The sequence below is a fragment of the Ruegeria sp. D6 genome (genome assembly GCF_056534365.1).
In genome coordinates, this window is the sequence record NZ_JBQFPH010000004.1 from 1 (window position 1) to 25,971 (window position 25,971).

The window sequence follows — 25,971 nt, forward strand, 5'->3', positions numbered from 1 at the left end:
GGCGACGGGCCCAAATTCCGATACATGGAATCGGCGCAGCCGATTCCATGTATCGGGTGCGGGAGTATTCGCCCACCCGCAGTGCTTAGACCTGACGGACGGCCCCTTTTGCGGCACTGGTCGTCAATTTGGCATAGGCTTTTAGCGCGGTGGACACTTTACGCTTACGTGGTGCAACGGGCTGCCAGCCCTTCTCGTCCTGCTCTTCGCGCCGCGCGGCCAGGTCTTCGTCGGAGACCGCCAGATGGATGCTGCGGTTGGGAATGTCGATTTCGATCGTGTCGCCGGTTTTCACCAAACCGATCTCACCACCTTCCGCTGCTTCGGGCGAGACGTGGCCGATTGATAAGCCCGAGGTGCCACCCGAGAAACGACCGTCAGTCAGCAGCGCGCAGGCTTTGCCCAGCCCCTTGGATTTCAGATACGAAGTCGGATACAGCATTTCCTGCATTCCCGGCCCACCACGCGGGCCTTCGTAGCGGATCACCACCACGTCACCTTCCTTGACCTTGCCGGTCAGGATGTCATTGACAGCCTGGTCCTGGCTTTCGCAGACATAAGCTGAGCCCGTGAATTTCAGGATGTTCTCATCCACACCCGCAGTTTTCACGATACAGCCGTCGCGCGCGATATTGCCGAACAATACTGCCAGACCGCCATCCTGGCTGAATGCGTGCTCTTTCGAGCGGATCACGCCGCCTTCGCGGTCAGTGTCCAGCTCCTTGTAGCGGTTCGACTGGCTGAAGGCTTGTGTAGTACGCACGCCGCCGGGCGCCGCTTTGAACAGGTCCTGAGCCTTCGGGTTGTTGGCGACTTTGATGTCCCAGTTGGCAATTGCTTCGCCCATGGTGCCCGAATGCACTGTATGGCAATCCTCATGCAGCAAGCCTGCGCGGTTGAGTTCACCGAGGATCGAGAAGATGCCACCAGCGCGGTGGACGTCTTCCATGTGCACGTTTTCGATGTTGGGCGCGACTTTGCACAAACAGGGCACTTGGCGGCTCAGGCGGTCCATGTCGGACATGGTGAAATGCACTTCACCTTCGTGCGCGATGGCCAGCAAATGAAGCACCGTATTGGTCGATCCACCCATTGCGATATCCAAGCTCATGGCATTTTCGAACGCGTCGAACGTGGCGATTTCACGCGGCAGGAAGCCTTTCTCGTCCAGATCATAGTGGCGCTTGGTGATCTCGACGATGCGGCGACCAGCTTCCAAGAACAACTCTTTACGGTCGGCATGTGTGGCCAGGGTCGAGCCATTGCCCGGCAGCGCCAGACCCAGTGCCTCGGCCAGACAATTCATCGAGTTCGCGGTGAACATGCCCGAGCATGAACCACAGGTTGGACAGGCGTTTTCTTCAATGTGTTGCACCTGCTCATCGGTAAATCGATCATCCGCTGCGGCAACCATGGCGTCGACAAGGTCGATCTTCTTGGCGTCCAGATCGGCGATGTCGATCTTGCCCGCCTCCATAGGTCCACCCGAGACAAAGATCGCAGGGATGTTCAGACGCATGGCCGCCATCAACATGCCGGGCGTGATCTTGTCGCAGTTCGAGATACAGACCATAGCGTCCGCGCAGTGGGCGTTAACCATGTATTCAACAGAATCCGCAATCACCTCACGCGAGGGCAGCGAATACAGCATCCCGTCATGGCCCATGGCGATGCCGTCATCGACCGCAATGGTGTTGAACTCTTTGGCGACACCGCCAGCGGCCTCAACCTCACGCGCAACCATCTGTCCCAGGTCCTTCAGGTGGACGTGACCGGGTACAAACTGGGTGAACGAGTTGACGATGGCGATGATCGGTTTGCCGAAATCGTCGTCTCCCATACCGGTGGCGCGCCACAGGCCGCGAGCACCGGCCATGTTGCGGCCATGGGTGGAGGTTCTGGATCGGTACATTGGCATGATGCTGTATCCCTATTGCCCAAACTGCGATATTCGGTGTGTACGTTATAGCGCACGTATCATATGTACGTTATAACGCACAAGACAAATCGCAGGGCGCGGCTATGGAATCGGACGAACTAACGCTGAAACTAAGGGATGTGCGGGCGGCATCCGGGCTGAGCCTGTCAAAAGTCGCGGAACTCACCGGGGTCAGCAAAGCTATGCTGGGCCAGATCGAGCGTGGCGAATCAAGCCCGACCATCGCGACCCTGTGGAAGATCGCGAAGGGTTTCCAGCTCCCGCTGAGTGCTTTGATTGGTACTGCTGCAATGCGTGACACGACAGATGCCGATGTGTTCAGTACCGTGAGATTTCCAGGAAGCATCGAAGTCAAGATTGTCTTTCCCTTTGATCCCGCATTGGGGGCCGAAACATTTCATGTCGAGTTGTCACCCAATCAAAGCCACGAATCTCCGGCCCATGCAGCAGGCGTAACCGAAGAGGTTTTTGTTCTGAGCGGAGCTTTGGACGTGCTGCGAAATGGAAACTGGGTTCCGCTGCAATCCGGTCAAGGATTGCGATTTTCTGCGGATGTGCCGCATGGATACCGCGCTGGTGATCAGGGAGCTGCTTTTCTAAATATGCACCACTATTCGCAACCAGCGGAAGTTTCAGAATAGGAAAGCCCCATACAATGACCGCACTACTGGACAGTTTGACCGTCGTCGATGCCATCGGCTCATTCGGGGCTTTGATCGTTGTTGCGGCATATTTTGCGACCCAGATGCGAGTGATGAACTCGGAGGATCTGGCCTTTCCGCTGGTGAATCTTATCGGTTCGGTGCTGATCGTGTTCTCACTGCTGCAGAACTTCAATCTTGCGTCCATGCTGATCGAAGGCTTCTGGATCATCATCAGCGTTATTGGGATCATCCAGTATTATCGCCTGCGTCGTTTGCGATAAATCCAGTGTGGTCGGGACGCTAGCGCTATCCAGCCTTGAACCTGCATCCTGCCAAGTATAGGGAAAACCCAAGCTCGCTTAGGGGAGGCATAGATGCAGGACGATCCAAAAACCCTCGTTTCTACCGAATGGCTTGCCGCACATCTCAAGGATCCGGATCTAAGGATTCTGGATGGGTCGTGGTACCTGCCGCAGCAAGCGCGAGACGCCAAGGCAGAGTATGACTCTGCCCACATCCCTGGTGCGCGGTTCTTTGATATTGATGAGATATCCGACCATCGTTCCGACTTGCCGCATATGGCACCTCCGGTCGAGAAGTTCATGTCGCGCCTGCGCGCGATGGGCGTTGGCGATGGCCATCAGGTCGTGGTCTATGACGGTGCGGGGCTGATGTCGGCGGCGCGGGTCTGGTGGTTGTTCCGTCTGATGGGACAGGACAATATTGCCGTTCTGGATGGTGGACTGCCAAAATGGCAGTCCGAAGGGCGCGAGATCGAAGACCTGCCCCCCATTATTCGCGACCGTCACATGACGGTGCGGGTTCAGAACCACCTTGTCCGCGATGTGACGCAAGTTTCATCAGCCGCGAAGCTTGCGGATCACGAGATCATCGATGCCCGCTCGGCGGCCCGTTTCGTCGGGACCGAAGCAGAACCGCGCGAGGGGTTGCGCTCGGGTCATATCCCAGGCTCGCGCAACGTGCCTTTTGGAATGCTGTTGAACAAGAATGGCACGATGAAGTCGCCCGAAGACTGCCGCGCGGTTTTCGAAGATGCCGGCGTCGACTTATCGAAACCCGCGATCACATCCTGTGGCTCTGGTGTGACTGCCGCAATTCTCAGCCTTGCATTGGAACGCATGGGCAAGAAAGACCACGCGCTATATGACGGCTCCTGGGCTGAATGGGGTGCCTTCCCAACCCTGCCCGTCGCAACCGGAGAGAACTGATGTTCGAGAACCTTAAACCGCAGCCAGCAGACAAGATTCTGGCATTGATGCAGATGTACCGCGACGACCCACGTGATCACAAGATCGATCTGGGCGTTGGCGTCTACAAGAATGCCGAGGGGGTCACTCCGGTGATGCGCGCGGTGAAAGCAGCTGAAAAGCGTATTCTCGAAGAGCAGGAGAGCAAGGCTTATACCGGTCTGGCTGGTGATCCAGCCTTTGCGGACGCGATGATCGACTTGATCCTCGGAAATTCTGTCCCGCGTGGCAACATTGCAGCCGTAGCCACCCCCGGTGGTACCGGAGCCTGTCGTCAGGCGTTTGAGATGATCCGTATGGCCAACCCCACCGCGCGTGTTTTCGTGTCGAACCCCACATGGCCAAACCATTTGTCGATCCTGAACTATCTGGGGATCGAGACAGTCCAATACCGTTATTTCGACGGAGAATCGCGTGGCGTCGATTTCGACGGTATGATCGAGGACCTGAAAACTGCCAATGCAGGCGACGTGGTTCTTCTGCACGGCTGTTGCCACAACCCAACGGGTGCCAACTTAAATATGGTGCAATGGCAAGAGGTCGTGAACCTGATCAACGCGCGTGGCCTCGTCGCAATGATCGACATCGCCTATCAGGGCTTTGGCGACGGTCTGGAAGAAGATGCGCAGGCAACCCGTCTGGTCGCATCGTCAGTGAAGCGCTGCCTGATCGCGGCGTCTTGTTCGAAGAACTTCGGCGTCTACCGTGAACGCACCGGCCTGCTGATGGCGATCAGTGACGATCCGGCACAGACTGCACTGAACCAGTCTACGCTGGCATTTCTGAACCGCCAGAACTACTCATTCCCGCCTGATCACGGCGCGCGGGTGGTGACGACGATCCTGAATGACGATGCTCTGCGGGCAGATTGGGCGACCGAATTGGAAGATGTCCGCCTTTCCATGCTGGGCCTGCGTCAGCAACTGGCTGATGAGCTGCAGAGCCTTAGTGGATCGGATCGATTTGGATTTATCGCCCAGCATCGCGGCATGTTCTCGCGACTGGGGGCCGCGCCAGAACTGGTTGAAAAGCTGCGTGCCGATCACGGCATTTACATGGTCGGTGACAGCCGTCTGAACATCGCTGGTTTGAACGCCAATACTGTGCCCATTTTGGCGCAGGCGATTGTCGATGTCGGCGTCTGAGCGATATCTTTGAATGAAGGAAAACCCGGGCGCGAACGCCCGGGTTTTTTTGTTTTACTTGGTTGGCTATTAGCCCTTGGAGAATTCCGGATACGCTTCCATACCCAGTTCAGCCATGTCGAGGCCGTTGATCTCGTCCTCTTCGCTAACACGGATACCTACGGTGGCCTTCAGGATCGACCAAAGGATAAGAGCAGCACCAAAGGTGAAGACACCATAAGCAATGATCCCGGTCAGCTGAGTGATCAGGCTGGCTTCGCCATAGAAGATCACGGCGATGGTGCCCCAGATGCCAGCGAACAGGTGGACCGGGATGGCGCCGACTACGTCGTCGATCTTGAACTTGTCCAGCATCGGAACCGCGAAGACCACGATGATACCGCCCACAGCACCGATCCACAGAGCGCCGAACAGGGTTGGGGCCAGCGGCTCAGCAGTGATCGACACCAGTCCCGCCAGCGCGCCGTTCAGCACCATGGTCAGGTCGGGCTTTTTGTACAGCAGCTGTGTCATGATAAGGGCGGCAACGGCTCCGGATGCAGCAGCCATGTTAGTGTTGGCAAAGATGCGCGATACGTCCGAGACATCTCCTACAGTGCCCATCGCCAGCTGCGAACCACCGTTGAAGCCGAACCAACCCAGCCACAGGATAAAGGTACCCAGAGTGGCCAGAGCCAGGTTCGAACCAGGCATCGGGTGCACTTTACCGTCCTTGTACTTACCGATGCGCGGCCCAAGGATGAGGGCACCTGCCAGAGCCGCCCAGCCACCGACCGAGTGCACGATGGTCGAACCAGCGAAGTCCGAGAAGCCTGCTTCGGACAGCCAACCACCACCCCACTGCCACGAGCCCGAGATCGGGTACATGATGCCGGTTAGGACAACAACGAAGGCAAGGAAGGGCCACAATTTGATCCGTTCAGCCACCGCACCGGACACGATCGAGGCGGTCGCTGCGACAAAGACAAGTTGGAAGAAGAAATCCGAACCGATTGAGGCGTAGTCAAGCGCCGCAGCATCTGCACCGACACCCACTGGGTCAAGCACGGTGGTCGAGAAGAACGGGCCCAGCCAGCCAGAAATGGTCCAGCCATCACCGGGGTACATCAGGTTGAAGCCGATCAGCCAGTACATGATCGCGGCGATTGAAAACAGCGCGATGTTTTTGGTCATCTGCATCGCGACGTTCTTTGAGCGCACCAGCCCGCCTTCGAGCATGGCAAAGCCTGCAGCCATGAAGAACACCAGGAAACCGCCCATCAGGAACAGCAGCGTGGTGAAGATATATTGGGTGTGTTGCGCGGGCTCTCCGGTAGCGGCCTCTTGCGCAAGACCCATCTGCGGCAGTGCGACGATCGCAGCGGCAGGGATGAGAGATTTCATCAGGTTCATTGTTAGTCCTCGAGTGATTGTGAGTAAGCGCGCTTAAAGCGCCTCTTCGTTGGTTTCCCCGGTCCGCACGCGCAGGGCTTGCTCGACATCGAGGACGAAAATCTTGCCGTCACCGATCTTGCCGGTCTTGGCGGTTGTGGTGATGGTTTCGACGATCTGGTCGGCCATGGTGGCGGGCACCACGATCTCAAGCTTGATCTTGGGAACGAAATTCACGGCGTATTCGGCACCGCGATAAATCTCGGTGTGACCCGATTGCGAGCCAAACCCTTTGATCTCAGTCACCATCATGCCGCGCACGCCTGCATTGGTCAGTGCTTCGCGCACCTCCTCAAGCTTGAACGGTTTGATTGTCGCAATGATCAGTTTCACGTCTTTCCCCTCTACTACTCCGGGCGGCCCGGCATTTTGCACCTGCAGAAAAATGCGCGACAGAGGTTCAGATGGAACGTTTTCGGAGGGTAAATGAGGGTAAAAAATCAGCAATTATGCACAATTTTTGCACAAAACACGCTATTTGGTGAAAATATAGGCAAACTTGTGAGGGGAAATACGGGTATTTCACACCTCTACATGGCCGTTCCGGCGGGGTATGGTGCCCCAAAAGCATAACCGGGCAGAGTTTGAGCATGACTGAGTCCAACCGTCGCAAATCGCGCCTTGTCGCGGATAAAAGGTACCCGTCCAAAGGCCGAAAGCCTGCGGCGACCAAGCGGGCAGCAAAACCTGCTGGTAAGAAGTCGACGGCCCGAAAAGCCGCTCCGCGCAAAACGGCGCGGAAGAAAACGCGGCGCAGTTCTGGTGGGAAGGGCGGTGGCATTTTCCGCCGGCTGTTCCGCTGGCTCTGGCGCATAATTTGGGGGATCACTTGGAGGGTCGGCGCAGTGGCGGGGTTGCTGTTGGCGCTGGCGGTGGGTGTTGTTTACACCTCATTGCCGGATGTCGATGCCCTGCTTGATGGGCGGGCACGTGGTTCGGTGACCTTGCTGGATCGCGACGGCAAGGTCTTTGCCTGGCGCGGCGATCAGTTTGGCGGCGTGATTACGGCGGATACAGTTTCGCCGCATCTCAAGAACGCCGTGATTGCAACCGAGGATAAACGGTTCTACCGCCATTTCGGCGTCAGCCCGCGCGGTGTCGCCAGCGCGGTACGCATCAACCTGAGCGAAGGACGTGGACCGCTGTCTGGTCACGGTGGTTCAACGATCACCCAGCAAACCGCGAAACTTCTATGCCTGGGTGTGCCTTATGAGCCCAGCGAATGGGAGTCTGAGGCTGCATATGAAGCCGATTGCCGTCAGGGTTCGCTATGGCGCAAGGCGAAAGAGGCAGTTTATGCCATTGCGATGGAGGTCAAATACTCCAAGGATGAAATTCTGACGATCTATCTGAACCGCGCCTTCCTCGGTGCGGGAGCCCGCGGCTTCGAGGCCGCCAGCCAGCGGTATTTTGGTATTTCGGCAGCCGAAGTGTCTCCGGCCGAGGCGGCAATGCTGGCAGGTCTATTGGTGGCCCCGACACGCTATGCGCCAACGAACAACCTGCAACGTTCACAAGATCGGGCACGTTTGGTGGTTGGGCTAATGGAGACTCAGGGCTATCTGAGCAGCGCGCAGGCCAGCGAGGCCCGCAGCCGTCCGGCGCAGTTGTCCGAGGCCGCTGCCGCGCGTGCTGGTGGTTACTTTGCCGATTGGGTCATGGCCAGCGGGCCTGAGTTTTTCACACGTAACACAACCGAGGACGTGGTGATCCGAACCACACTGGATCAGCGCATTCAAACGTCGGCGGAAGAGGCGCTTAAATTCATCTTCCAGGAGAAAGTGCGCGAAGGGTCCAAAGCGCAGGCCGCTATTGTGGTGATGTCAGCGGATGGCGCGGTTCGAGGTATGGTCGGTGGGCGCAAGACTCGTGTTTCGGGGGCGTTCAACCGGGCTACGCAGGCTCTGCGTCAAACGGGTTCGTCGTTCAAACCGTTTGTCTATGCGACGGCCTTGGAGTTGGGATATTCACCGCTGGACACGGTGATGGATGAACCAACGTGCTGGAACATCGCAGGTTCAGGTCAGTGGTGTCCGAAGAACTACACCAATAAGTTCTATGGCCGGGTGACATTAGCAGATGCGTTGAAGAACTCGTTGAATATTCCCGCAGTCAAAGTGGCGGATATCTCGGGGCTGGATAACGTGCGCACGGTTGCCAGTGGTTTTGGCCTTTCAAGCGATCTGGCCGAGGGCCTCGCGCTGGCGCTCGGCGCATCGGAAAGCACGCTGATAGAGATGACGGGCGCTTACGCCGGTATCCTGAACGGCGGTTCAGCGGTGGAACCCTATGGTCTGACCGAGTTGAAGCTGCTTGGTGAGACCGATCCAGTTATGATCACGACAACCGGTATCGGTGAACGCGTCATCAACGACAAGGCCGCCAAACAACTGACCTGGATGATGGAGCGTGTGGTCTCTGAAGGTACGGGTGGGCGCGCGAAGCTGCCGGGCTGGCAGGTGGCGGGCAAGACCGGCACGACCCAGGCCGCGCGGGATGCCTGGTTTATCGGATTTACCGCGGACTACGTTACGGGCGTTTGGATGGGGTATGATGATAATACGCCGTTGTCAGGTGTCACGGGTGGAGGCTTGCCGGCGGAGATATGGAAAGAGACCATGCTGCGCGTGACAGAAGGGATGACGCCCACGCCGTTGCCCATGCTGGCGCCGGACCCACCGGTCAGAACCGCGCAGCCGCAGCAACAGCGCCGTAAGAATCAAACCGGTTTGGACCGTGCGATCAACAACCTACTGAACAACATCTTCGGAAACTGACCAACAAAAAAAAGGCGGTGCGCTGGGCACCGCCTTTGATGTCTGAATGATCGTAAGATCAGACGCTTTCGTCTAGCGCTGCCAGAATTGCATCACCCATTTCGCTGGTCGAAACCGGCTCAACCCCTTCTTCAGCCAGCAGGTCAGCCGTGCGAACGCCGTCGGCCAGAACCTTCTCGATCGCGGTTTCCAGACGATCCGCTTCGTCGCCCTGGTCAAAGCTGTAGCGCAGTGCCATGGCGAAGCTGAGGATACACGCAATTGGGTTGGCCTTGCCTTGACCTGTAATGTCCGGGGCCGAGCCATGAACGGGTTCATACATGGCCTTAGGGCGGCCATTCGCCATCGGTGCGCCCAGCGAGGCAGACGGTAGCATGCCCAAAGACCCGGTCAGCATCGCTGCGCAATCGGATAGTACATCTCCAAACAGGTTGTCGGTGACGATCACGTCAAACTGTTTGGGCGCGCGCACAAGCTGCATCGCGCCGTTGTCTGCATACATGTGTGACAGCTCGACCTCGGGGTATTCCTGTCCGACACGTGTCACGACCTCGCGCCAAAGAATACCCGATTCCATCACATTGGCTTTTTCCATCGAGCACAGTTTCTTGTTCCGGCGCATCGCCAACTCAAACGCGGAACGTGCGGCGCGTTCGATCTCGGATTCGGTGTAGCGCTGGGTGTTGATGCCAACGCGCTCATTGCCTTCTTCAAAGATGCCGCGCGGTTCACCGAAATACACGCCAGATGTCAGCTCGCGCACAATCATGATGTCGAGGCCAGCGACCACATCCTTCTTCAGCGACGAGAAATCCGCCAGAGCGTCGAAGCACTGAGCTGGGCGCAGGTTGGAATACAGGTCCATTTCCTTGCGCAAACGCAGCAGTCCGCGTTCGGGTTTCAGGCTGAAATCCAGATCGTCATACTTAGGGCCGCCAACAGCCCCCAGCAGCACGGCGTCGACGTCTTGTGCCTTGGCCATGGTCTCATCCGATAGGGGCTTCCCGTGCGCATCATAGGCAGCGCCGCCGACCAGATCCTCGCTCACGTCAAATTGAAGACCGCGATTGGCGCCGAACCAATCGATGATTTTGCGCACTTCGGCCATAACTTCCGGGCCAATTCCGTCTCCGGGCAGGATGAGGAGCGAGGGGTTGGACATCGACAGTCTCCTTGCGTTTTGTCGCACAGGCCCTAGCGTTTGCGGCGCATCGGGTCAATGAGACGAACCCATCAAATCACGAGGAAACCACATGCTGACACCCGGAAATCCGGCCCCATCGCTAAAAATCGAAACAGTAAGCCATGGCACCTTTGATCTTGAGCGCGACACTGGCGAAAACGGAACGCTGGTGATTCAGTATCGCGGTCTGCATTGCCCGATCTGCGTTCGCCAAATGGGTGAGGTCGAGGCTGCGCTGGATGAATTCGCCGAGCTGGGGATTGAGGTGATCATGATCACCACGGATACCGGCGAACGTGCGGCCGAGACGGTTGAGAAGGCCGGAGTGTCGAAGCTGCGCGTAGGATACGGCCTGTCCATGGCCGACGCGCGGGATGTCTGGGGCCTGAACATCTCGGTGGCTCGTGAAGGTAGTGCCGAGCCAGCGTTGTTCGCTGAGCCAGGACATTTCTATATCAAACCTGATCAGACCCTCTATTACGTCTGGCAGCAGACAACGCCTTTTGCGCGGCCGCCGATGTCGGACATCGTCGGCGGTTTGAAATTCACCTTGGCCAATAACTATCCTGCGCGCGGCACCTATACCGGCGCGCTGTAGGCGGTTTTAAAGCCGGGCCTTCAACCCGTCGGCCAGTAAATCCCAGACTCTGCGAATGCGCGGGGTCTGTCGCATCGCCTGAGGGGCAGCCAGCCAGACCGGCAGCACCGGTATCTCGACATCAATATCTAGCACTTCGACCAGAGGATCGGACTGCGCGATGCTGAGTTGGCTGAAGCCCACCCCACACCCTGCGCGGATCAATTCCCAATAGGCAGTCTGGTTGTCGCATCGCGTGGCAAAGCTGTCCCGGCTGGCAGGCCAGCCCTTGTTCCGCATAGCGGTGATAATGTCTTCATTGGTGTCAAATCCCACAAGGTCGTGCTGCATCAGCTCTGTCGGCGTTGTTGGTCGCCCCGCACGATCCAGATAGCTTTGGGCGGCGCAGAAACATAACGGCACCTCGCCGATATGCTTTGCCACGATGTCGACCTGTTCGGGCCGATACATGCGCACGGCAATATCGGCCTCGCGGAACAGCAAGTTTTCGCTGGCATCCGAGGCGACCAGATCAAGCTGAATCGCCGGTTCTGCCTCACGGATTGCGGCAAGTATCGGCGGCAACAGGTGATGCGATACAAATACCGAAGCGGTGATCCTGACCGACCCTTCCAGCTGTTGCGCCTGACCCGCTGCCGTCAGCCCCAGGGCATTGACTGCGCTGTACATCTGCTGCGCCATTGGCAGCACTTGCTGCCCCACCTCGCTGAGCGTCAGTCCACGCGCGTGACGATCAAACAGCGAGACCCCCAATTCTTCTTCCAGCGCATGCACCTGACGACCAAGCGTCGGCTGGCTGCGACCCAGTTGCTTTGCGGCTGCGGATAGTGAGCCGGTTTCGGCAACCGCCAGAAAGCTTTGAACTAAGGACCAGTCGGATAGTTGGAGTGTTTTAGCCATTCAAAAACGAATACATAATCTGCGATTTTTCGCAATTTCCAAAACATCGTGAATGAATAGATTGATCCGGAACGGAGGGATCAATGCCACAAACGGTACTTATTCTCGGGGCCACCGGTCGATTTGGACGCAACGCTGCAAGAGCCTTTTCGGATGCGGGATGGATTGTGCAAAAGTTTGATCGACGCAGGGAGGAATTGCGCACGGCGGTACATGGAGTAGACGTCATCGTGAACGCCTGGAACCCGCTTTACCCCGACTGGGCGGAGCAGGTGCCAGAGTTGCATCGTCAGGTAATCGCCGCTGCATCAGAGCGTGACTTGACGGTCATTGTCCCGGGGAACGTTTATGTTTTCGGTGCGGATACGCCCGGCCCCTGGTCGACCAGGACACCGCATCTTGCGCGAAATCCGTTGGGACGCATTCGGATCGAGATGGAAGAGGCTTATCGTGCCTCGTCGGTTCGGACCATCATGTTGCGGGCAGGTGATTTCATAGACACCACGGCCTCTGGCAATTGGTTCGATCAGATTCTCATCAAACACTTGCGGCGCGGGCGCTTTGTGTATCCCGGCAATCCGGATATCGCGCATGCTTGGGCCTCTCTGCCCGATTTAACTCGCGCTGCTGTGGAGTTGGCAGAAATGCGCAGCCTGCTACCGCGTTTCTGCGATGTCCCCTATGCTGGATACACCTTGACCGGCAATGAAATGGCATTGGCGCTTTCGCAGGTTGTGGGGCGTGAGCTTACCCTTAAACAGATGGCGTGGTGGCCCCTGCAACTGGCCCGCCCGTTCTGGCGGATGGCACCGCATTTGCTTGAGATGAGGTATCTATGGAATACTTCTCACCGGCTGGACGGACGCCTCTTTGATGCTCTGCTACCGGAATTTGCGCAGACCGACCTAAATGATGCGTTGACGAACGCCGTGTCTGAACCTGTGCAATATGAAACCCGCCAGCGACTCGGCACAGTCATACGGTCATGATCGAAGCCTATTCGTCGAACAGATCGACCCAGACAAGCCGGTGACGGCTTGCGGCGACGGCCGCGTCACGGGATGTGGGCTCCGGCCAGTAAATGCCCGCATCGTGCACACGCCAATCCGCCGAAGGTAGGACATAATCAACTCTCATCTCGCCAACGCCCTTCCACAAAACTGTTGAAGTTGACCCCGCAGGGTCAACAGGCATCGGATCCTGCAGATGCGGATTGGCCAGAAGATCACGGATTGCCGATTTGCGACCCTCGCCTTTGTAAGGATCCTGGTTCGCATCACCTGCGATGACAAAACGGCCTGTAGGTTTCTCACCCAGATCACCGTTCAGCAAAAGCGACCAGAGCCGAATTTCATCCCGGTTGCGCAGTCCGTTCCGATCTTCAGGTCCATCAAAGACAGGCGGGCTGGCGTGAAACGTCATCAGGTTTAGGCGACCACTCGGGGTGTCGACCGGAACGACCCAATGCGATGTAGAAGACAGCCGCTGAACAGCCTGCGCTTGTGGTGATGGGAAGGGCTCTCCATCCTCGGCTGGCAGCTGGGCATCCGGCAAGTCGCGCCACCGCATCTGGGTGAATGACCGCACTTGATCAGTAGCGATAGGATAGCGGGACAGCACTGCCAGCCCATTCTGGCCGGTGAACCGCCCCCAGCCTTGTGCATCGCCCGGGCCGCCCGTCTCGCCGTCCCCATCCAGATCCAACGCGGTTTCGATCCCGGAATTGGGTTGCTCGGCGTAACTGTATCGATAATCCAAGCCGTTGCATTTCAGCGCCTCGACCAGCGCAGCAAGGGCAAGCCCGTCTAAATCCCAATCGATGCCTTGCAGCGCGACGATATCGGGACGGGTTGTCATCAGCACCTCGATCACCGCAGCGACCTGAGGGTCGTTCCGCCGAATATCACGCAGCAACAGGCCGGGACCTTCGCGACTGAGTTCTGTATTGAAACTTGCGATGCGCAATGTCTCTGCCTGTGCCGTAAACGGCAACAGCAACAGAACCAGCAGTCGGATCATGCGATCTGAGTTGACTCGGAGGTTGAGTATGCGCGGCGCTTCTCAACGATCAGGCCGGCAATGCGTAGTGTCGCCATGCCTCGCATGATCATGCTGGCAGGCAGGAATGCCCATGCGCAAAGGGTCCAGATCAATGTCTGCGGATTGCTGAGCGCGATCGGCGTGATGAAAGCAGCCATCAGTTTGATCAGGGCGGGAATCAGGAAAGGCAGCAAAGCCCCAATCGCGATGTTGAGCCGCCCGTCACGCTGCAGACGGGTGACCACATCACCACCCTTGGTTGGGTCAAACAGGGGCAGATTGGTCCAGACGTTGAACGCGCCGTTGCCTGTTGGCCATCCCCGAAGCTTCACTGCATAGGCAAAGCTGGCGATGGTAACCAAGGCCGCGACATAAGCGACGCTGGCGGAGATACGCACCAAATCTACGAGGGGCTGGCTGGCGTCGGCGGGCAGCATCAAAACCACAAGACGAACGGGGGAGTAGGGGAAATCCACCACATTCGCGACCATCAGGCCAACTGAATAAAACAGGCCAGTAAGTTCCGAGGGGGCATAGGCGTTTTTGCAGATCAGCGTCAGGAAGGTAACCATCGACATCAAACCGACAAAGCGCAGCCTGTTCACAGGTGGTGCGTCACGAAATTCGATAAAGCTTGGAAAGGCCGAGTTGTATTCCGAGAAAGTCAGGATAAACGCAAGGATCGCCAGAAAGACGACAATCTCAGTCCCATTCGACGTCGATGTAGGCAGGTACAACGCAGGGGTAAGCACCATAAGTGCTACCAATAATCCACGTATCGCCGCCCCCGTTGTGCGTGCAATCACAATCCGAACCCTTTTCCAAACCGGCGTAGTCGATTCTGTGCCGACTTATCGTCCAACTTGTGCTCACCGCTCGTTCGTTGGCGGCTACCTCATGGGTGCCAACTTTGCCGATAAGCGGTATTTCGCTCAAGCCAATGAGCAAATAACACGCAATTTCGGGCAAAATGATGGCGCAACTGGTGCGGGATTGCATCAATTTCGACGCAAATCCGACGTGTATCTCAAATTGATACCTATATGTTGTGGTGCACTGGGTTTTTGCCCCAAGAATGCGAACAGGGCCGCGCTTGCGACCCTGTTAGGTTGAGTATCAACAGATTCGTCCCCAGAATCATACCCAGGGGCGGGCCTGACTCGCATGATCTTCGAACTTGTCGATGTGATGGTCTTTTTCCATCGTCAGGCCAATATCGTCCAGACCGTTCAGCAGGCAGTGCTTGCGGTGTGGGTCAATGTCGAACTCGATGACCATACCATCCGAAGTGGTAATCTGCTGATCTTCCAGATGCACGGTCATGCGGGCGTTTTCACCCTTGTGCGCGTCATCCATAAGAATCGCGTGATGCTCTTCTTCGACTACGATTGGCAGGATGCCATTCTTGAAGCAGTTGTTGAAAAAGATGTCGGCGAAGCTGGTCGAGATCACCACCTTGATACCGAAATCCTTGATCGCCCATGGCGCATGTTCCCGCGACGAGCCGCAACCGAAATTGTCGCCAGCCACCAGAATCTCGGTGTTGCGATAAGCGGGTTTGTTCAGAACGAAATCTTCGTTCTCGCCGCCATGATCGTGATAGCGCATCTCATCAAACAGCACGACACCCAGGCCAGAGCGTTTGATGGTTTTCAGGTGCACTTTGGGAATGATCATATCGGTGTCGATATTGATCAGTGGCATTGGGGCGGCCACCCCGTGGACTTTTTCGAACTTTTCCATTTCTACACTCCTGCGGGGTAGGGCCGCGCCCGTACTCCGCGTTTAAGCTTCTTTCGCTTCTGTTGTTTCGTCCTTGGGTGCGTTTTTGACGAAGAACGCCATGAAGACCAATCCGAACCCGTTGAACAGCATCTCAATGCCCAGGAAGATCCCCAGTATACTCAGCAGAGCAGTCGGTTCCTTGCCCACATAGGTCCAGATGATGCCGGCGAGGATGATCGACAAGATGCCCGAGATCATCGTGGGCCAGAAAAACTGCGTTCCTTTCATCTGGAACGACAGAATGACCCGCGCGATGCCGCCTGCCATAAACAGGATCAGCATCACAGTTGCCAGCGTCAGCGTGCCCTGCAGCGGGTGATCCAGAAAGGACCAGCCCAGAAACAGCATGACCGCACCCATGATGAGTGACAGGATCTTGTTGCCAGTGCCTTCAACCGTGAAGCCACCAACGATCTGCATTCCGCCCGCAATCAATAGCAACACACCAGTTACTACTGTTACGGCAACGGACGCCACGACCGGTGCGCCCAATACGAACACCCCGAATGCTATGGACAAAAGTCCAAGCAGTAGCCATTTGACCCAATCACTCATGTTAGTCTCTCCATCAAATATCTAGATATGAGAGACTCTTACATCAATTCACGGACGTCTGTCAGCCGTCCTGTGATTGCCGCAGCGGCAGCCATTGCGGGGCTCAGCAGATGGGTACGCCCACCGCGACCCTGACGGCCTTCGAAGTTGCGGTTCGAAGTCGCGGCACAGCGCTCGCCCGGTTGCAGCTGGTCGGGGTTCATCGCCAGACACATTGAACAGCCCGCGAGACGCCACTCGAAACCGGCATCTTTGAAGATCTCGGCCAAACCTTCTTCTTCGGCCTGTGCACGCACCAAGCCCGAGCCTGGTACGACCATGGCGCGCATGCCGTCCTTGATCTTCTTGCCCTTCAGGATTTCCGCCGCAGCGCGCAGGTCTTCGATCCGACCGTTGGTGCAAGAACCGATGAAAACAGTGTCGATTTCAACATCGCTCAGCTTTTGACCGGCTTCCAAGCCCATATACTCGATCGAACGGCGGGCCGCGTCGACTTTACCGCCTTCGAAATCTTCGGGATGCGGTACGGATGCGGTGATCGGCAGCACATCTTCGGGACTGGTGCCCCAAGTGACGACCGGCGCGATATCTTCACCACGCAGCGTGATGACTTTATCGAAATGCGCATCTTCGTCGGTGTAAAGCGTCTTCCACCAGTCCATCGCGGCTTCCCACTGCGCGCCTTTGGGGGCATGCGGGCGGCCTTTGACATATTCAAAGGTGGTCTCATCCGGCGCGATCAGGCCAGCGCGGGCGCCGCCTTCGATGGCCATGTTACAGACGGTCATGCGCCCTTCCATCGAAAGATCGCGGATCGCTTCGCCGCAATACTCGATGACATAACCTGTACCGCCAGCAGTACCGGTCTCGCCGATCACAGCCAGAGTGATATCTTTGGCGGTCACACCCGGCTGCAGTTTGCCGGTGATTTCGACCTTCATATTCTTGGACTTCTTCTGGATCAGAGTCTGGGTGGCCAGAACGTGTTCAACCTCGGATGTGCCGATGCCGTGCGCCAGAGCGCCGAATGCACCATGAGTCGCCGTGTGGCTGTCGCCGCAAACAACGGTCATGCCGGGCAGGGTCCAGCCCTGTTCGGGGCCGACGATATGCACAATGCCCTGACGGACGTCGTGCACAGGGTAATAGTGAATGCCGAAATCTTTGGCGTTCTTGTCCAGTGCCTCGACCTGAATGCGTGATTCCGGGTTTTCGATACCATTCACACGGTCCGGCGTGGTCGGAACGTTGTGATCCGGCACGGCGATGGTTTTTTCTGGCGCGCGCACCTTGCGGCCCGCCATGCGCAGGCCTTCGAATGCCTGTGGGCTGGTCACTTCGTGCACCAGATGGCGGTCGATATACAGCAGGCAGGTGCCATCATCGGCCTCGTGGGCGACATGGGCATCCCAGATCTTGTCATAGAGTGTTTTGGGGGACATCGGTCCTCTCCCGTATGTAATGAGAAATAGCTGGCGAGTTGGCTTAGGCCGCCGATAGGCGGGCCAAGACCGTGCGGGCAGCCCCAAAGAACCGTTCACGCAGACGCGCGCGATCTTCCAGATTCTGTTCTTGGGCCACATTGAGTCTCATACGCACCAGATATAACGGGCATACGTGTCAATCAAGGTTCAATCCCAACCGTCTCACTGCGGGCTTGCATCATCCAGCATCGCTGTCCAAGCTGACCTGCAGGAGAGGTGAATGAACCAGGATTTACTACCGGAGACGCTCTCGGAGCTTTACGCCAACATGACGGCGGCGTTTTCCTCGCAAATTGAAGGTCTGGTCGAGTTGATCGTCACCCCAGGATGGCGGCAGTATCAACTCATCATCATCCTGTTTCTCTGGGCAATCTCATTCTTGCTGAAACTGCTGACGCAGGGCCGATGGGAAACCTGGGCGAGGGCTCGGGTGGGATGGCCGAAATGGCGTCTGCGGATATTGATACAACTGATGCGCCGTCTGACGTTGGTCTATTTTGTGTTGCTGTCTGGTGGGCTTTATCTGGTGATGCAACAGGTCACATGGCCGTCGCGGAGCTATATACTTGGTGTCTTCGCAACGCTGGCTGTTGCATGGCTGGCCATCGCGTTGGTTTCGCGATTGGTGAGAAACCGAACGCTGCGACAAATATTTAAATGGTCTATGTGGGTCTATGCCACGCTGATTGCTTTGAACCTGACGGATGATGTAGCCGGTTTCCTGGATGGCGTCGCCATTTCAATCGGTGATCTTCATATCTCGGCGCTGGGCATCATCAAGGCTGTACTGCTGATTGGCGTCCTGCTGACTTTGGCGCGTGTCGGCACACGCGCGGCTGAGCGCGGCCTAACGAACAATCAAGACATAACACCATCGATGCAGGTTCTTCTGGCCAAGGGTATTCAGGTGCTGCTCTACGGGGCGGTGTTCATGGCGGCGATCCGCACCCTCGGGTTTGATCTGACTGGCATAGCGTTGCTGTCCGGGGCCATTGGCGTCGGGATCGGGTTTGGCCTGCAAAAGGTGGTCTCGAATCTGATCTCGGGCATCATCATCCTGATGGACCGGTCGATAAAGCCCGGAGACGTGATATCACTGGGGGATACATTCGGTTGGATCAACGCGCTGGGCGCGCGCTATGTCTCGGTGGTTACGCGGGATGGCCGGGAATACCTGATTCCGAACGAAGATCTGATTACCAATCAGGTGGTGAACTGGTCGCATTCCGACCGTTTCGTGCGGTTGGATCTTGATTTCGGCACCAGCTACGACGACGACCCGCACAAAGTCCGCGCGACAGCGATCCGTGCCGTCAAGACGGTTGGTCGAGTGCTGAGTGGAGGCAAACATGAACCTGTCTGCCATATCACTGGTTTCGGTGACAGCAGCGTGGACTATGTGTTGCGCTTCTGGATCAGTGATCCGAACAAGGGTCTGACAAACATTCGGGGCAATGTCTTCCTGGCGCTGTGGGATGCGTTCAAGGTCGAAGACATCTCGCTTCCGTTCCCGCAGCGTGAAATCCGCGTATTGGGCGGCCCGGAGGCCGACGCCGAGGTGCAACATCTCGCCAAAGAGTGACTGGATGTGGGGCGCAGCGTCGGCCCTTTCATTGAAATGTTGCAATCCCCTTGTTACCTTATTAGTACCCCGGCGCCGGGGTTTGGCGGCGCGCAGCAAAGGAGGACTATGTCCTGTCTCTACATACACAGGCGGGTTTGCCCGCCGATGATGGGGCCGGTGTAATGGCCCACTCTCAGTCAATCAGCGACAAGCTGCTTGAACGTATCCTTTCCTCACTTTCCGATGACAAGGCCGAAGACGTCGTGCAGATCAACCTGCAAGGTAAGTCTTCTGTTGCGGATCACATGGTGATTGCCTCGGGTCGGTCGACCCGTCAGGTCTCGGCCATGGCGGAAAAGCTGACGGATCGCATCAAGCAGGAATTCGGTTTCACCTCGAAGGTCGAAGGCAAGGATGCCGGCGACTGGGTGCTGATCGATACGGGCGACGTGGTCGTTCATATCTTCCGCCCCGAAGTGCGTGAATTCTATCAGCTGGAAAAGATGTGGCTGCCTCAGGGCGGCAGCGCCTCGGCGAATTGAGGCGCCATCCCGGCCTGTATTGAGGGGCCGGAGGCGAGAGAGACATGCGTATCAGCATCGTTGCGGTTGGGCGATTGCGCGCCGGACCGGAGAAATCCCTGCTTGACGACTACCTGACCCGATTTGACAGGACCGGCCGCGCGCTGGGCCTTGGTCCTGCGAAGGTGATCGAGGTCGAAGACAAGAAAAACGCAGGCATGGGGGCCGAGGCGGCCCTGCTGCGCAAGGCGCTGCCCAAGGGTGTGGTGATCTGTACGCTAGATGAGCGCGGACGGGTGTTGTCCTCGCCTGATTTTGCAAAAAAGCTGGGTGGATGGCGCGACGCGGGCCGACAGGATCTGGCGCTGATCATCGGCGGAGCGGACGGAATAGACCCTAATCTGCGGGCGGAGGCTGATTTTTCCCTATCCTTTGGGTCAATGGTCTGGCCCCATATGTTGGTCCGTGTGATGCTGGCCGAGCAACTTTACCGGGCCGCGACCATCCTTTCAGGCGGCCCTTATCACCGGGTCTGACATGGCGCAGCTATTGATCGTCTACCACTCGCGCACCGGCGGCACCCGGCAAATGGCTGAAGCCGCAGCCGAAGCAGCGCGGGATGAAGCGAACACCATCCTGAAAACCGCCGATCAGGCCGGTCCGAACGACTTGCTGGCCTCCGATGGCTATATCTTCTGCGCGCCCGAGAACCTGGCCGCGATCTCTGGGCTGATGAAAGAGTTCTTTGACCGCTGCTATTATCCGGTGCTGGGTCAGATCGAAGGTCGACCATATGCGCAGATGGTCTGCGCCGGATCAGATGGTGAGAATGCCGCGCGACAGATGGCACGGATCGCAACGGGGTGGCGGTTGAAAGAGGTGCAACCGCCCCTGATCATCTGCACTCATGCGCAAACACCCAAGGCGATCTTGGCCGAAAAGATCATTCCCGAAGAACAACTTGAAAACTGTCGTGAGGTTGGAGCGGCCTTGGCCGCAGGTCTCAGCCTCGGGGTGTTCTGAGGGTCAGTTCAGATCGACCACGGTCGTGTCTTCGCTCCAACCACCGACATTGTCGCGCGCCTGAATTTGCACCTGCGTGGTCCCGTCCGGGAGAACCACCCCGCCAAGTGACCGTGTAAAGGGCTGCTCATCGACATGAGGGTGATGCAGCACACGCATCCCCAGCTCGTTCCCCTGCATATCCAGAACACGCCAGCCGTCGGCATAGTCATCCCATCCGGTGTCGGAGTGGCGGATCGTGACGTCGAACCGCCAGGTATCCCCATTTGATTGGGCTGAAACCTGTTCGACCGTCGGAGGGTCGGCGAATGCGGGGCTGGCCAGTAAGGCGCTGAGAATCAGATATCGCATGGGGTCAAACTATGCTCTCGCGCATGGCATTGCGATCACGACTCTGTGTTTGGTGGCGCAGTCATGATTACGGTGCGTGAATGCGAGGCGAATTCGCGACGATAGAGCACACCGAATGTGACGATTGAGCTTAGGAACAAGGCTACCGGTCCAAGTATCCATGCAATTGAAGCCAACGCAAAATATGTCGCCCGCAACGCGCGATTGAAACTACGAGCCGCCGTGATGCAGATATCAGCGGATTGTGTGGCGCGTGGATAGGCCTGTGGATCATCGGGATCATTTGGAACAGCGGCCATCAGGATTGCGCAATACCCAAACAGGCGATGCGACCAGACAAATTTCAGAAAAGCGTTCGACAGAAAAAGCAGAATAATCAGTATCTTGATTTCCCAAACCATGGCAGGCGCACGGCCGATGGCAAGATCTTCAGCAACCCCAGCAAGGCGTTCGGTATTGCCAAGCAATGCCAAGCCGCCGCCTATTGCAATCATGATTGTCGAAGCGAAGAACGTGCTGCCCTGACGCATGGCCGAGATCACTTGTGCATCGAACACACGCGGCTGGCGCGTCACCATTTCACGCATCCAGACCTTGCGAAAATCATCCATCATCAATGAAACCGATGGTTTCTGAGAGGACGGATTTTCGATCCTCCACCCAATCCCCAGCCATGTCGCGAACAATAGCAAAACGGCTGCATAGTCCAGCGAGGAAAACAGTAATGTGCGGTCGATCCAGGTCATGCCGCGACACTATTGTTGGATTCGGCAACTTGCCAGTCGATAAAATTGGTAATATAATTTTACCAAATGGAGGATCAGCGATGGAAATGCCCAAGCCAAATCCGGATGTCTTAGCACGCAAGCAGGCATTGGTTGCGCGACTACAGCAAGTGCTGCCGAAGGATGCTGTTATCCATGAAGAGGCCGAGACCAGGGCTTATGAATGTGATGCGCTGACCGCCTATAAATGCCCGCCAATGCTGGCTGTACTGCCTTCGACCACGCAGCAGGTTTCAGATGTCTTGCGCATTTGCCATGAACTGGGTGTGCCGGTTGTACCGCGCGGCGCGGGCACGTCATTGGCGGGTGGTGCCCTGCCGACGGCAGATTGTGTGATTCTAGGCGTTGCACGGATGAACGAAGTTCTGGAAATCGATTACGACAACAGGTTTATCAAGGTGCAATCCGGCCGAACCAACCTGAGTGTAACCGGTGCCGTTGAAGAAGAGGATTTCTTTTACGCCCCCGATCCCTCATCCCAGCTTGCCTGCGCCATTGCCGGAAATATCGCGATGAATTCGGGCGGGGCGCATTGCCTGAAATACGGGGTGACGACCAACAATCTGATGGGTGTGACTATGGTCATGATGGATGGCAGCGTGGTCGAAATTGGAGGTGCTTATCTGGATGCAGGCGGGTTGGACCTGTTGGGTGTTATCTGCGGATCCGAAGGGCAATTGGGTGTCGTAACTGAAGCAACGTTGCGCATCCTGCGCAAACCTGAGGGCGCGCGGCCCGTTCTGATGGGCTTTGACGATAATGAAGTGGCCGGTCAATGCGTCTCTGACATAATCAAATCGGGCATATTGCCTGTCGCGATCGAGTTCATGGACCGCCTTTGTATTCGAGCCTGCGAGAATTTCGCCCAAGCGGGTTATCCTGATTGCGAGGCGTTGCTGATCGTCGAAGTTGAAGGATCAGAGGCAGAGATCGATAGCCAGTTGTCGAAGATTATCGAGATCGCCAAGCGGCATAATCCGGTTGAGCTGCGAGAAAGCCAATCGGCTGATGAAAGCGCCCGTATCTGGCTGGGGCGGAAATCGGCCTTTGGCGCGATGGGGCAAATCAACGATTATATGTGTCTGGATGGGACGATCCCGGTCTCATCGCTACCCTTCGTCCTGCGCCGGATCGGGGAGCTGAGCAAAGACTATGGCCTGCCAGTCGGCAATGTGTTCCATGCCGGTGACGGCAACATGCACCCCTTGATCCTGTTTGACGCCAACAAACCCGGCGATCTTGAGAAATGTGAAGCGTTCGGGGCGGACATCCTGAAGCTTTGCGTTGATGCGGGAGGCTGCCTGACTGGTGAGCATGGGGTCGGCATCGAAAAGCGTGATCTGATGACACACCAATATGAACCACAGGATCTTGAGGCGCAGATGGCGGTGAAAGATGTGTTTGATCCGAATTGGCTGTTGAACCCAGCCAAGGTGTTTCCGCTAAAGGCGTCTGCCACGCGCAGGATGGCCGCGGAATAGATGAGCCTTCCCCATCAATACCCAGAGTATATTCGAAAAGATGAAGTGCCATGACACCTGAAACCGAGGCTGAACTTGCGGACATCGTTGCCGGCCTGGATGGCCCAGTGCATATTGCCGGAGGCGGCACACGCGGCCTTGATGGGCCCGAGCCTGTGCTGAACCTATCGGGACTGCACGGAATCACACAGTATGAGCCGGGCGCATTGACTCTGGTCGCACATGCCGGGACTCCAGTGACTGAGATCGAGGCGGCTTTGGAGGCCGAGGGTCAGCAACTGGCGTTCGAACCGATGGATCATCGCGGTTTGCTGGGCACCACGGGGGAACCGACAATCGGCGGTGTTGTCGCGGCCAACATCTCGGGGCCGCGTCGAATTCAGGCGGGCGCGTGCCGGGATTTCCTGTTGGGCGTACGTTATGTCGACGGGTTGGGGCAGGTGATCAAGAATGGCGGGCGGGTGATGAAGAACGTCACCGGTTACGATCTGGTCAAGCTCATGGCGGGTTCCTGGGGCACGCTAGGGGTGCTGTCAGAGGTCTCGCTGAAAGTGCTGCCTAGACCTGAGATCGAGACCACTCTGGCAGTCGGGGCCGCTGATGTAGGAACCGCAGTTGATCTCATGTCCACTGCCCTGAAATCCCCCTTCGAGGTGAGCAGCGCAGCCTATGATCCACTGGATGGGCAGGCGCTGTTGCGGATCGAAGGATTTGCCGACTCTGTTGCCTATCGGGTAGGTCGATTGCGCGAAATCCTTGGGGGCGAATGCACCGAGTTAGAGAATTCGAGGAACCGCTGGGTCGATCTGCGTGATCTGCGTGCGTTTCAGGATCTGGAAGGTGATGTCTGGCGCTTATCGGTGAAACCCGGCGATGCAGCCAGCCTTGCAGAACGGATCGACGCGGATCGAACCCTATTTGACTGGGGCGGGGGCTTGATCTGGGTATTGGTGCCAAAGGGCACCGATCTGCGTGCACGACTGGGTCACTTTGAAGGACATGCAACGCTGGTACGTGCAGAGGCTGACACCATCGTTGAATTTGGGCGGTTCCAACCAGAGAGCACGCAGATTCGGGCTCTAACAAAGGCAATTCGGAAGAGATTTGACCCTCGGAACGTGTTCAATCCGGGTCTGATGGGGTAGGCGATGCAGACGAAATTTACCGAAAAGCAGTTGCAAGACCCAGCGATTCAGCGATCCAACGAGATACTCCGAAATTGTGTTCACTGTGGTTTCTGTACAGCAACCTGCCCGACTTATCAGGTGCTAGGCGATGAGTTAGACAGCCCACGCGGGCGCATCTATCTGATCAAGGACATGTTGGAGAATGAGCGTGTTCCGGACGAAAAGACTGTCAAGCATATCGATCGCTGCCTATCCTGCCTCGCCTGCATGACCACGTGCCCCTCGGGCGTGCATTACATGCACCTCGTGGACCACGCACGGGAATATATCGAAGACAACTACAAGCGCCCGTTCTCGGATCAGGCTCTGCGCTGGATATTGGCCAGAATTCTGCCCTATCCGACACGCTTTCGCTGGGCTCTGATCGGGGCAAAGCTGGGTCGTCCGTTCCGGTTTCTGATGCCGGATGCCCGGCTGAAGGCGATGCTGGACATGGCGCCGAGATATATTCCGCCAGTTAGTCGCAATGATGACCCTCAGAGCTTTGCAGCAAAAGGCGCTAAGAAAAAACGCGTAGCCCTGATGACGGGCTGTGCGCAAAAAGCGCTCAACACTGACATCAACGACGCGACGATTCGCCTGCTGACCCGATTGGGCTGCGAGGTCGTTGTCGCCGAAGGTGCCAGCTGTTGTGGCGCGTTGACCCATCACATGGGTAAAACCGGTGAAAGCCATGCGTCTGCTGCAGCCAATATCCGGGCCTGGACACGCGAAATGGATGGTGATGGTCTGGACGCGATCGTGATCAACACCTCGGGGTGTGGGACCACGGTCAAAGATTATGGGCACATGTTCCGCAGTGATCCGCTGGCGGCGGATGCGGGGCGTGTATCCGCCCTGGCGATGGATATCAGTGAGCTTTTGGTGCAGCTGGAGATGCCGGACAGCGACAAGAAAGAACTGGTTGTTGCCTACCACGCGGCGTGTTCATTGCAGCATGGGCAAAAGGTTACCTCTTATCCCAAGAACCTGCTGAAATCTGCTGGATTCACAGTGTTAGAGCCTAAAGATAGTCATTTGTGCTGTGGCAGTGCAGGAACCTACAACCTGATGCAGCCTGAGATTTCGGGTCAGTTGAAACAACGAAAAGTGCGCACGCTTGAGGCCAGGAATCCTGATGTTATCGCGGCAGGTAACATCGGATGCATGATGCAGATCGGCTCTGGGACTGACACGCCCGTTGTCCACACAGTCGAGCTGCTGGACTGGGCCACCGGAGGGCCGGAACCGCGCGCATTGCGCGACGGCATGGCTGGGGTACCCCAACTGCGCTGATCGATTGCTGCACCCGCGCATCAGGTCCGGTTGAA

At 57.1% G+C, this 25,971-nt stretch carries 27 protein-coding genes; 14 read left to right on the forward strand and 13 right to left on the reverse strand.

Annotated features, from left to right (window positions below):
* Window positions 1-85: 85 nt before the first annotated feature.
* The gene (gene ilvD / locus ACR0A1_RS14045; protein WP_480868036.1) at window positions 86-1,918 is read right to left on the reverse strand and encodes a dihydroxy-acid dehydratase; all 1,833 of its coding nucleotides are present in this window, start codon (window positions 1,916-1,918) and stop codon (window positions 86-88) included.
* A gap of 104 nt (window positions 1,919-2,022) precedes the next feature.
* Here ilvD and ACR0A1_RS14050 point away from each other — a divergent pair, with 104 nt between their 5' ends.
* The 4 genes from ACR0A1_RS14050 (at window position 2,023) to ACR0A1_RS14065 (ending at window position 4,996) form a co-directional block, all read left to right on the forward strand.
* Window positions 2,023-2,580: an XRE family transcriptional regulator gene (locus tag ACR0A1_RS14050; protein ID WP_170395136.1), complete on the forward strand. Its 558-nt coding sequence runs from the start codon at window positions 2,023-2,025 to the stop codon at window positions 2,578-2,580.
* Window positions 2,581-2,594: 14 nt separating this feature from the next.
* The gene (locus ACR0A1_RS14055) at window positions 2,595-2,864 is read left to right on the forward strand and encodes a CBU_0592 family membrane protein (RefSeq protein WP_170395139.1); all 270 of its coding nucleotides are present in this window, start codon (window positions 2,595-2,597) and stop codon (window positions 2,862-2,864) included.
* A 93-nt stretch (window positions 2,865-2,957) separates the two neighbouring features.
* A complete protein-coding gene (sseA, locus tag ACR0A1_RS14060) occupies window positions 2,958-3,812 on the forward strand; it encodes a 3-mercaptopyruvate sulfurtransferase (RefSeq protein ID WP_480615135.1) in 855 nt (284 codons plus the stop codon).
* Window positions 3,812-4,996 carry an amino acid aminotransferase gene (locus ACR0A1_RS14065; protein ID WP_170515810.1) on the forward strand — a complete coding sequence of 395 codons (1,185 nt, stop codon included), beginning with the start codon at window positions 3,812-3,814 and terminating at the stop codon, window positions 4,994-4,996. Before sseA ends, ACR0A1_RS14065 begins: the two co-directional genes overlap by 1 nt.
* Window positions 4,997-5,065: 69 nt before the next feature.
* Here the strand turns inward: ACR0A1_RS14065 and ACR0A1_RS14070 are convergent, their stop codons facing one another.
* Together ACR0A1_RS14070 and ACR0A1_RS14075 are read right to left on the reverse strand one after the other, a co-directional pair.
* Window positions 5,066-6,388, reverse strand: a complete 1,323-nt coding sequence (locus ACR0A1_RS14070; protein ID WP_170395150.1) for an ammonium transporter — start codon at window positions 6,386-6,388, stop codon at window positions 5,066-5,068.
* 33 nt (window positions 6,389-6,421) lie between these two features.
* Entirely contained in the window at window positions 6,422-6,760 is a 339-nt protein-coding gene (locus ACR0A1_RS14075; protein ID WP_039541190.1) for a P-II family nitrogen regulator, read from the reverse strand.
* 257 nt (window positions 6,761-7,017) lie between these two features.
* On the opposite strand from ACR0A1_RS14075, the gene ACR0A1_RS14080 reads away from it, so the two are divergent.
* Window positions 7,018-9,204 (forward strand): PBP1A family penicillin-binding protein, encoded by a 2,187-nt coding sequence (locus ACR0A1_RS14080; RefSeq protein ID WP_170647320.1) that lies wholly within the window; start codon window positions 7,018-7,020, stop codon window positions 9,202-9,204.
* A 58-nt stretch (window positions 9,205-9,262) separates the two neighbouring features.
* Here the strand turns inward: ACR0A1_RS14080 and leuB are convergent, their stop codons facing one another.
* Complete coding sequence (leuB, locus tag ACR0A1_RS14085; protein ID WP_170395155.1) at window positions 9,263-10,366, reverse strand: 3-isopropylmalate dehydrogenase; 1,104 nt, start codon at window positions 10,364-10,366, stop codon at window positions 9,263-9,265.
* A 91-nt stretch (window positions 10,367-10,457) separates the two neighbouring features.
* Between leuB and ACR0A1_RS14090 the strand changes: the two genes are divergently transcribed.
* Window positions 10,458-10,985 (forward strand): redoxin domain-containing protein, encoded by a 528-nt coding sequence (locus tag ACR0A1_RS14090; RefSeq protein WP_170395157.1) that lies wholly within the window; start codon window positions 10,458-10,460, stop codon window positions 10,983-10,985.
* A gap of 6 nt (window positions 10,986-10,991) precedes the next feature.
* Here the strand turns inward: ACR0A1_RS14090 and ACR0A1_RS14095 are convergent, their stop codons facing one another.
* Window positions 10,992-11,885: a LysR family transcriptional regulator gene (locus ACR0A1_RS14095; RefSeq protein ID WP_170395159.1), complete on the reverse strand. Its 894-nt coding sequence runs from the start codon at window positions 11,883-11,885 to the stop codon at window positions 10,992-10,994.
* A gap of 83 nt (window positions 11,886-11,968) precedes the next feature.
* On the opposite strand from ACR0A1_RS14095, the gene ACR0A1_RS14100 reads away from it, so the two are divergent.
* Window positions 11,969-12,874 carry a sugar nucleotide-binding protein gene (locus ACR0A1_RS14100; protein WP_480868039.1) on the forward strand — a complete coding sequence of 302 codons (906 nt, stop codon included), beginning with the start codon at window positions 11,969-11,971 and terminating at the stop codon, window positions 12,872-12,874.
* 7 nt (window positions 12,875-12,881) lie between these two features.
* On the opposite strand, the gene ACR0A1_RS14105 is transcribed toward ACR0A1_RS14100, so the two are convergent.
* The 6 genes from ACR0A1_RS14105 to ACR0A1_RS14130 form a co-directional block, all read right to left on the reverse strand.
* Entirely contained in the window at window positions 12,882-13,904 is a 1,023-nt protein-coding gene (locus ACR0A1_RS14105) for an endonuclease/exonuclease/phosphatase family protein (RefSeq protein ID WP_480868041.1), read from the reverse strand.
* Window positions 13,901-14,731, reverse strand: a complete 831-nt coding sequence (locus ACR0A1_RS14110; RefSeq protein WP_170395166.1) for a hypothetical protein — start codon at window positions 14,729-14,731, stop codon at window positions 13,901-13,903. The genes ACR0A1_RS14105 and ACR0A1_RS14110 overlap by 4 nt, the downstream gene beginning before the upstream one ends.
* 331 nt (window positions 14,732-15,062) lie before the next feature.
* The gene (leuD, locus tag ACR0A1_RS14115) at window positions 15,063-15,668 is read right to left on the reverse strand and encodes a 3-isopropylmalate dehydratase small subunit (protein ID WP_170395169.1); all 606 of its coding nucleotides are present in this window, start codon (window positions 15,666-15,668) and stop codon (window positions 15,063-15,065) included.
* Window positions 15,669-15,710: 42 nt separating this feature from the next.
* Window positions 15,711-16,265: an HdeD family acid-resistance protein gene (locus tag ACR0A1_RS14120; protein WP_480868043.1), complete on the reverse strand. Its 555-nt coding sequence runs from the start codon at window positions 16,263-16,265 to the stop codon at window positions 15,711-15,713.
* 38 nt (window positions 16,266-16,303) lie between these two features.
* A complete protein-coding gene (leuC, locus tag ACR0A1_RS14125) occupies window positions 16,304-17,707 on the reverse strand; it encodes a 3-isopropylmalate dehydratase large subunit (protein ID WP_170395174.1) in 1,404 nt (467 codons plus the stop codon).
* Window positions 17,708-17,750: 43 nt separating this feature from the next.
* Window positions 17,751-17,846: an isopropylmalate isomerase gene (locus ACR0A1_RS14130; protein ID WP_260023663.1), complete on the reverse strand. Its 96-nt coding sequence runs from the start codon at window positions 17,844-17,846 to the stop codon at window positions 17,751-17,753.
* Window positions 17,847-17,969: 123 nt separating this feature from the next.
* Here ACR0A1_RS14130 and ACR0A1_RS14135 point away from each other — a divergent pair, with 123 nt between their 5' ends.
* The 4 genes from ACR0A1_RS14135 (at window position 17,970) to ACR0A1_RS14150 (ending at window position 20,857) form a co-directional block, all read left to right on the forward strand.
* Window positions 17,970-19,331, forward strand: a complete 1,362-nt coding sequence (locus tag ACR0A1_RS14135; protein WP_170408707.1) for a mechanosensitive ion channel domain-containing protein — start codon at window positions 17,970-17,972, stop codon at window positions 19,329-19,331.
* 164 nt (window positions 19,332-19,495) lie between these two features.
* Window positions 19,496-19,855: a ribosome silencing factor gene (rsfS, locus tag ACR0A1_RS14140; protein ID WP_039541351.1), complete on the forward strand. Its 360-nt coding sequence runs from the start codon at window positions 19,496-19,498 to the stop codon at window positions 19,853-19,855.
* 44 nt (window positions 19,856-19,899) lie between these two features.
* Complete coding sequence (gene rlmH, locus ACR0A1_RS14145; RefSeq protein ID WP_170515483.1) at window positions 19,900-20,370, forward strand: 23S rRNA (pseudouridine(1915)-N(3))-methyltransferase RlmH; 471 nt, start codon at window positions 19,900-19,902, stop codon at window positions 20,368-20,370.
* 1 nt (window position 20,371) lies between these two features.
* The gene (locus ACR0A1_RS14150; protein WP_170664335.1) at window positions 20,372-20,857 is read left to right on the forward strand and encodes an NAD(P)H-dependent oxidoreductase; all 486 of its coding nucleotides are present in this window, start codon (window positions 20,372-20,374) and stop codon (window positions 20,855-20,857) included.
* Between the two features lie 3 nt (window positions 20,858-20,860).
* Here ACR0A1_RS14150 and ACR0A1_RS14155 read toward each other — a convergent pair whose 3' ends face one another.
* A complete protein-coding gene (locus ACR0A1_RS14155) occupies window positions 20,861-21,208 on the reverse strand; it encodes a hypothetical protein (protein ID WP_170567471.1) in 348 nt (115 codons plus the stop codon).
* Window positions 21,209-21,243: 35 nt separating this feature from the next.
* Window positions 21,244-21,954, reverse strand: coding sequence for a DUF599 domain-containing protein (locus ACR0A1_RS14160; protein ID WP_170818477.1), 711 nt, complete (start codon window positions 21,952-21,954; stop codon window positions 21,244-21,246).
* Between the two features lie 80 nt (window positions 21,955-22,034).
* On the opposite strand from ACR0A1_RS14160, the gene ACR0A1_RS14165 reads away from it, so the two are divergent.
* Genes ACR0A1_RS14165 through glcF form a run of 3 tightly spaced genes read left to right on the forward strand, consistent with a single transcriptional unit; the run spans window position 22,035 to window position 25,936 of the window.
* The gene (locus ACR0A1_RS14165) at window positions 22,035-23,474 is read left to right on the forward strand and encodes an FAD-linked oxidase C-terminal domain-containing protein (RefSeq protein WP_170423285.1); all 1,440 of its coding nucleotides are present in this window, start codon (window positions 22,035-22,037) and stop codon (window positions 23,472-23,474) included.
* A 50-nt stretch (window positions 23,475-23,524) separates the two neighbouring features.
* Window positions 23,525-24,619, forward strand: a complete 1,095-nt coding sequence (locus ACR0A1_RS14170) for an FAD-binding protein (protein ID WP_170423287.1) — start codon at window positions 23,525-23,527, stop codon at window positions 24,617-24,619.
* Between the two features lie 3 nt (window positions 24,620-24,622).
* The gene (glcF, locus tag ACR0A1_RS14175) at window positions 24,623-25,936 is read left to right on the forward strand and encodes a glycolate oxidase subunit GlcF (RefSeq protein ID WP_480868047.1); all 1,314 of its coding nucleotides are present in this window, start codon (window positions 24,623-24,625) and stop codon (window positions 25,934-25,936) included.
* The last annotated feature ends 35 nt before the right edge of the window (window positions 25,937-25,971 follow it).

Bases quoted from the DNA above. Each gene is read 5' to 3' on its own strand.
- ACR0A1_RS14090 (WP_170395157.1), top strand. From the start codon at position 10,458: ATGCTGACACCCGGAAATCCGGCCCCATCGCTAAAAATCGAAACAGTA.
- ACR0A1_RS14095 (WP_170395159.1), bottom strand. From the start codon at position 11,885: ATGGCTAAAACACTCCAACTATCCGACTGGTCCTTAGTTCAAAGCTTT.
- glcF (WP_480868047.1), top strand. From the start codon at position 24,623: ATGCAGACGAAATTTACCGAAAAGCAGTTGCAAGACCCAGCGATTCAG.
- rsfS (WP_039541351.1), top strand. From the start codon at position 19,496: ATGGCCCACTCTCAGTCAATCAGCGACAAGCTGCTTGAACGTATCCTT.
- ACR0A1_RS14100 (WP_480868039.1), top strand. From the start codon at position 11,969: ATGCCACAAACGGTACTTATTCTCGGGGCCACCGGTCGATTTGGACGC.
- ACR0A1_RS14170 (WP_170423287.1), top strand. From the start codon at position 23,525: ATGACACCTGAAACCGAGGCTGAACTTGCGGACATCGTTGCCGGCCTG.
- leuC (WP_170395174.1), bottom strand. From the start codon at position 17,707: ATGTCCCCCAAAACACTCTATGACAAGATCTGGGATGCCCATGTCGCC.
- ACR0A1_RS14065 (WP_170515810.1), top strand. From the start codon at position 3,812: ATGTTCGAGAACCTTAAACCGCAGCCAGCAGACAAGATTCTGGCATTG.
- ACR0A1_RS14055 (WP_170395139.1), top strand. From the start codon at position 2,595: ATGACCGCACTACTGGACAGTTTGACCGTCGTCGATGCCATCGGCTCA.
- sseA (WP_480615135.1), top strand. From the start codon at position 2,958: ATGCAGGACGATCCAAAAACCCTCGTTTCTACCGAATGGCTTGCCGCA.
- ACR0A1_RS14080 (WP_170647320.1), top strand. From the start codon at position 7,018: ATGACTGAGTCCAACCGTCGCAAATCGCGCCTTGTCGCGGATAAAAGG.
- rlmH (WP_170515483.1), top strand. From the start codon at position 19,900: ATGCGTATCAGCATCGTTGCGGTTGGGCGATTGCGCGCCGGACCGGAG.
- ilvD (WP_480868036.1), bottom strand. From the start codon at position 1,918: ATGCCAATGTACCGATCCAGAACCTCCACCCATGGCCGCAACATGGCC.
- leuD (WP_170395169.1), bottom strand. From the start codon at position 15,668: ATGGAAAAGTTCGAAAAAGTCCACGGGGTGGCCGCCCCAATGCCACTG.
- ACR0A1_RS14070 (WP_170395150.1), bottom strand. From the start codon at position 6,388: ATGAACCTGATGAAATCTCTCATCCCTGCCGCTGCGATCGTCGCACTG.
- ACR0A1_RS14165 (WP_170423285.1), top strand. From the start codon at position 22,035: ATGGAAATGCCCAAGCCAAATCCGGATGTCTTAGCACGCAAGCAGGCA.
- ACR0A1_RS14160 (WP_170818477.1), bottom strand. From the start codon at position 21,954: ATGACCTGGATCGACCGCACATTACTGTTTTCCTCGCTGGACTATGCA.
- ACR0A1_RS14155 (WP_170567471.1), bottom strand. From the start codon at position 21,208: ATGCGATATCTGATTCTCAGCGCCTTACTGGCCAGCCCCGCATTCGCC.
- ACR0A1_RS14120 (WP_480868043.1), bottom strand. From the start codon at position 16,265: ATGAGTGATTGGGTCAAATGGCTACTGCTTGGACTTTTGTCCATAGCA.
- ACR0A1_RS14050 (WP_170395136.1), top strand. From the start codon at position 2,023: ATGGAATCGGACGAACTAACGCTGAAACTAAGGGATGTGCGGGCGGCA.
- leuB (WP_170395155.1), bottom strand. From the start codon at position 10,366: ATGTCCAACCCCTCGCTCCTCATCCTGCCCGGAGACGGAATTGGCCCG.
- ACR0A1_RS14105 (WP_480868041.1), bottom strand. From the start codon at position 13,904: ATGATCCGACTGCTGGTTCTGTTGCTGTTGCCGTTTACGGCACAGGCA.
- ACR0A1_RS14135 (WP_170408707.1), top strand. From the start codon at position 17,970: ATGAACCAGGATTTACTACCGGAGACGCTCTCGGAGCTTTACGCCAAC.
- ACR0A1_RS14150 (WP_170664335.1), top strand. From the start codon at position 20,372: ATGGCGCAGCTATTGATCGTCTACCACTCGCGCACCGGCGGCACCCGG.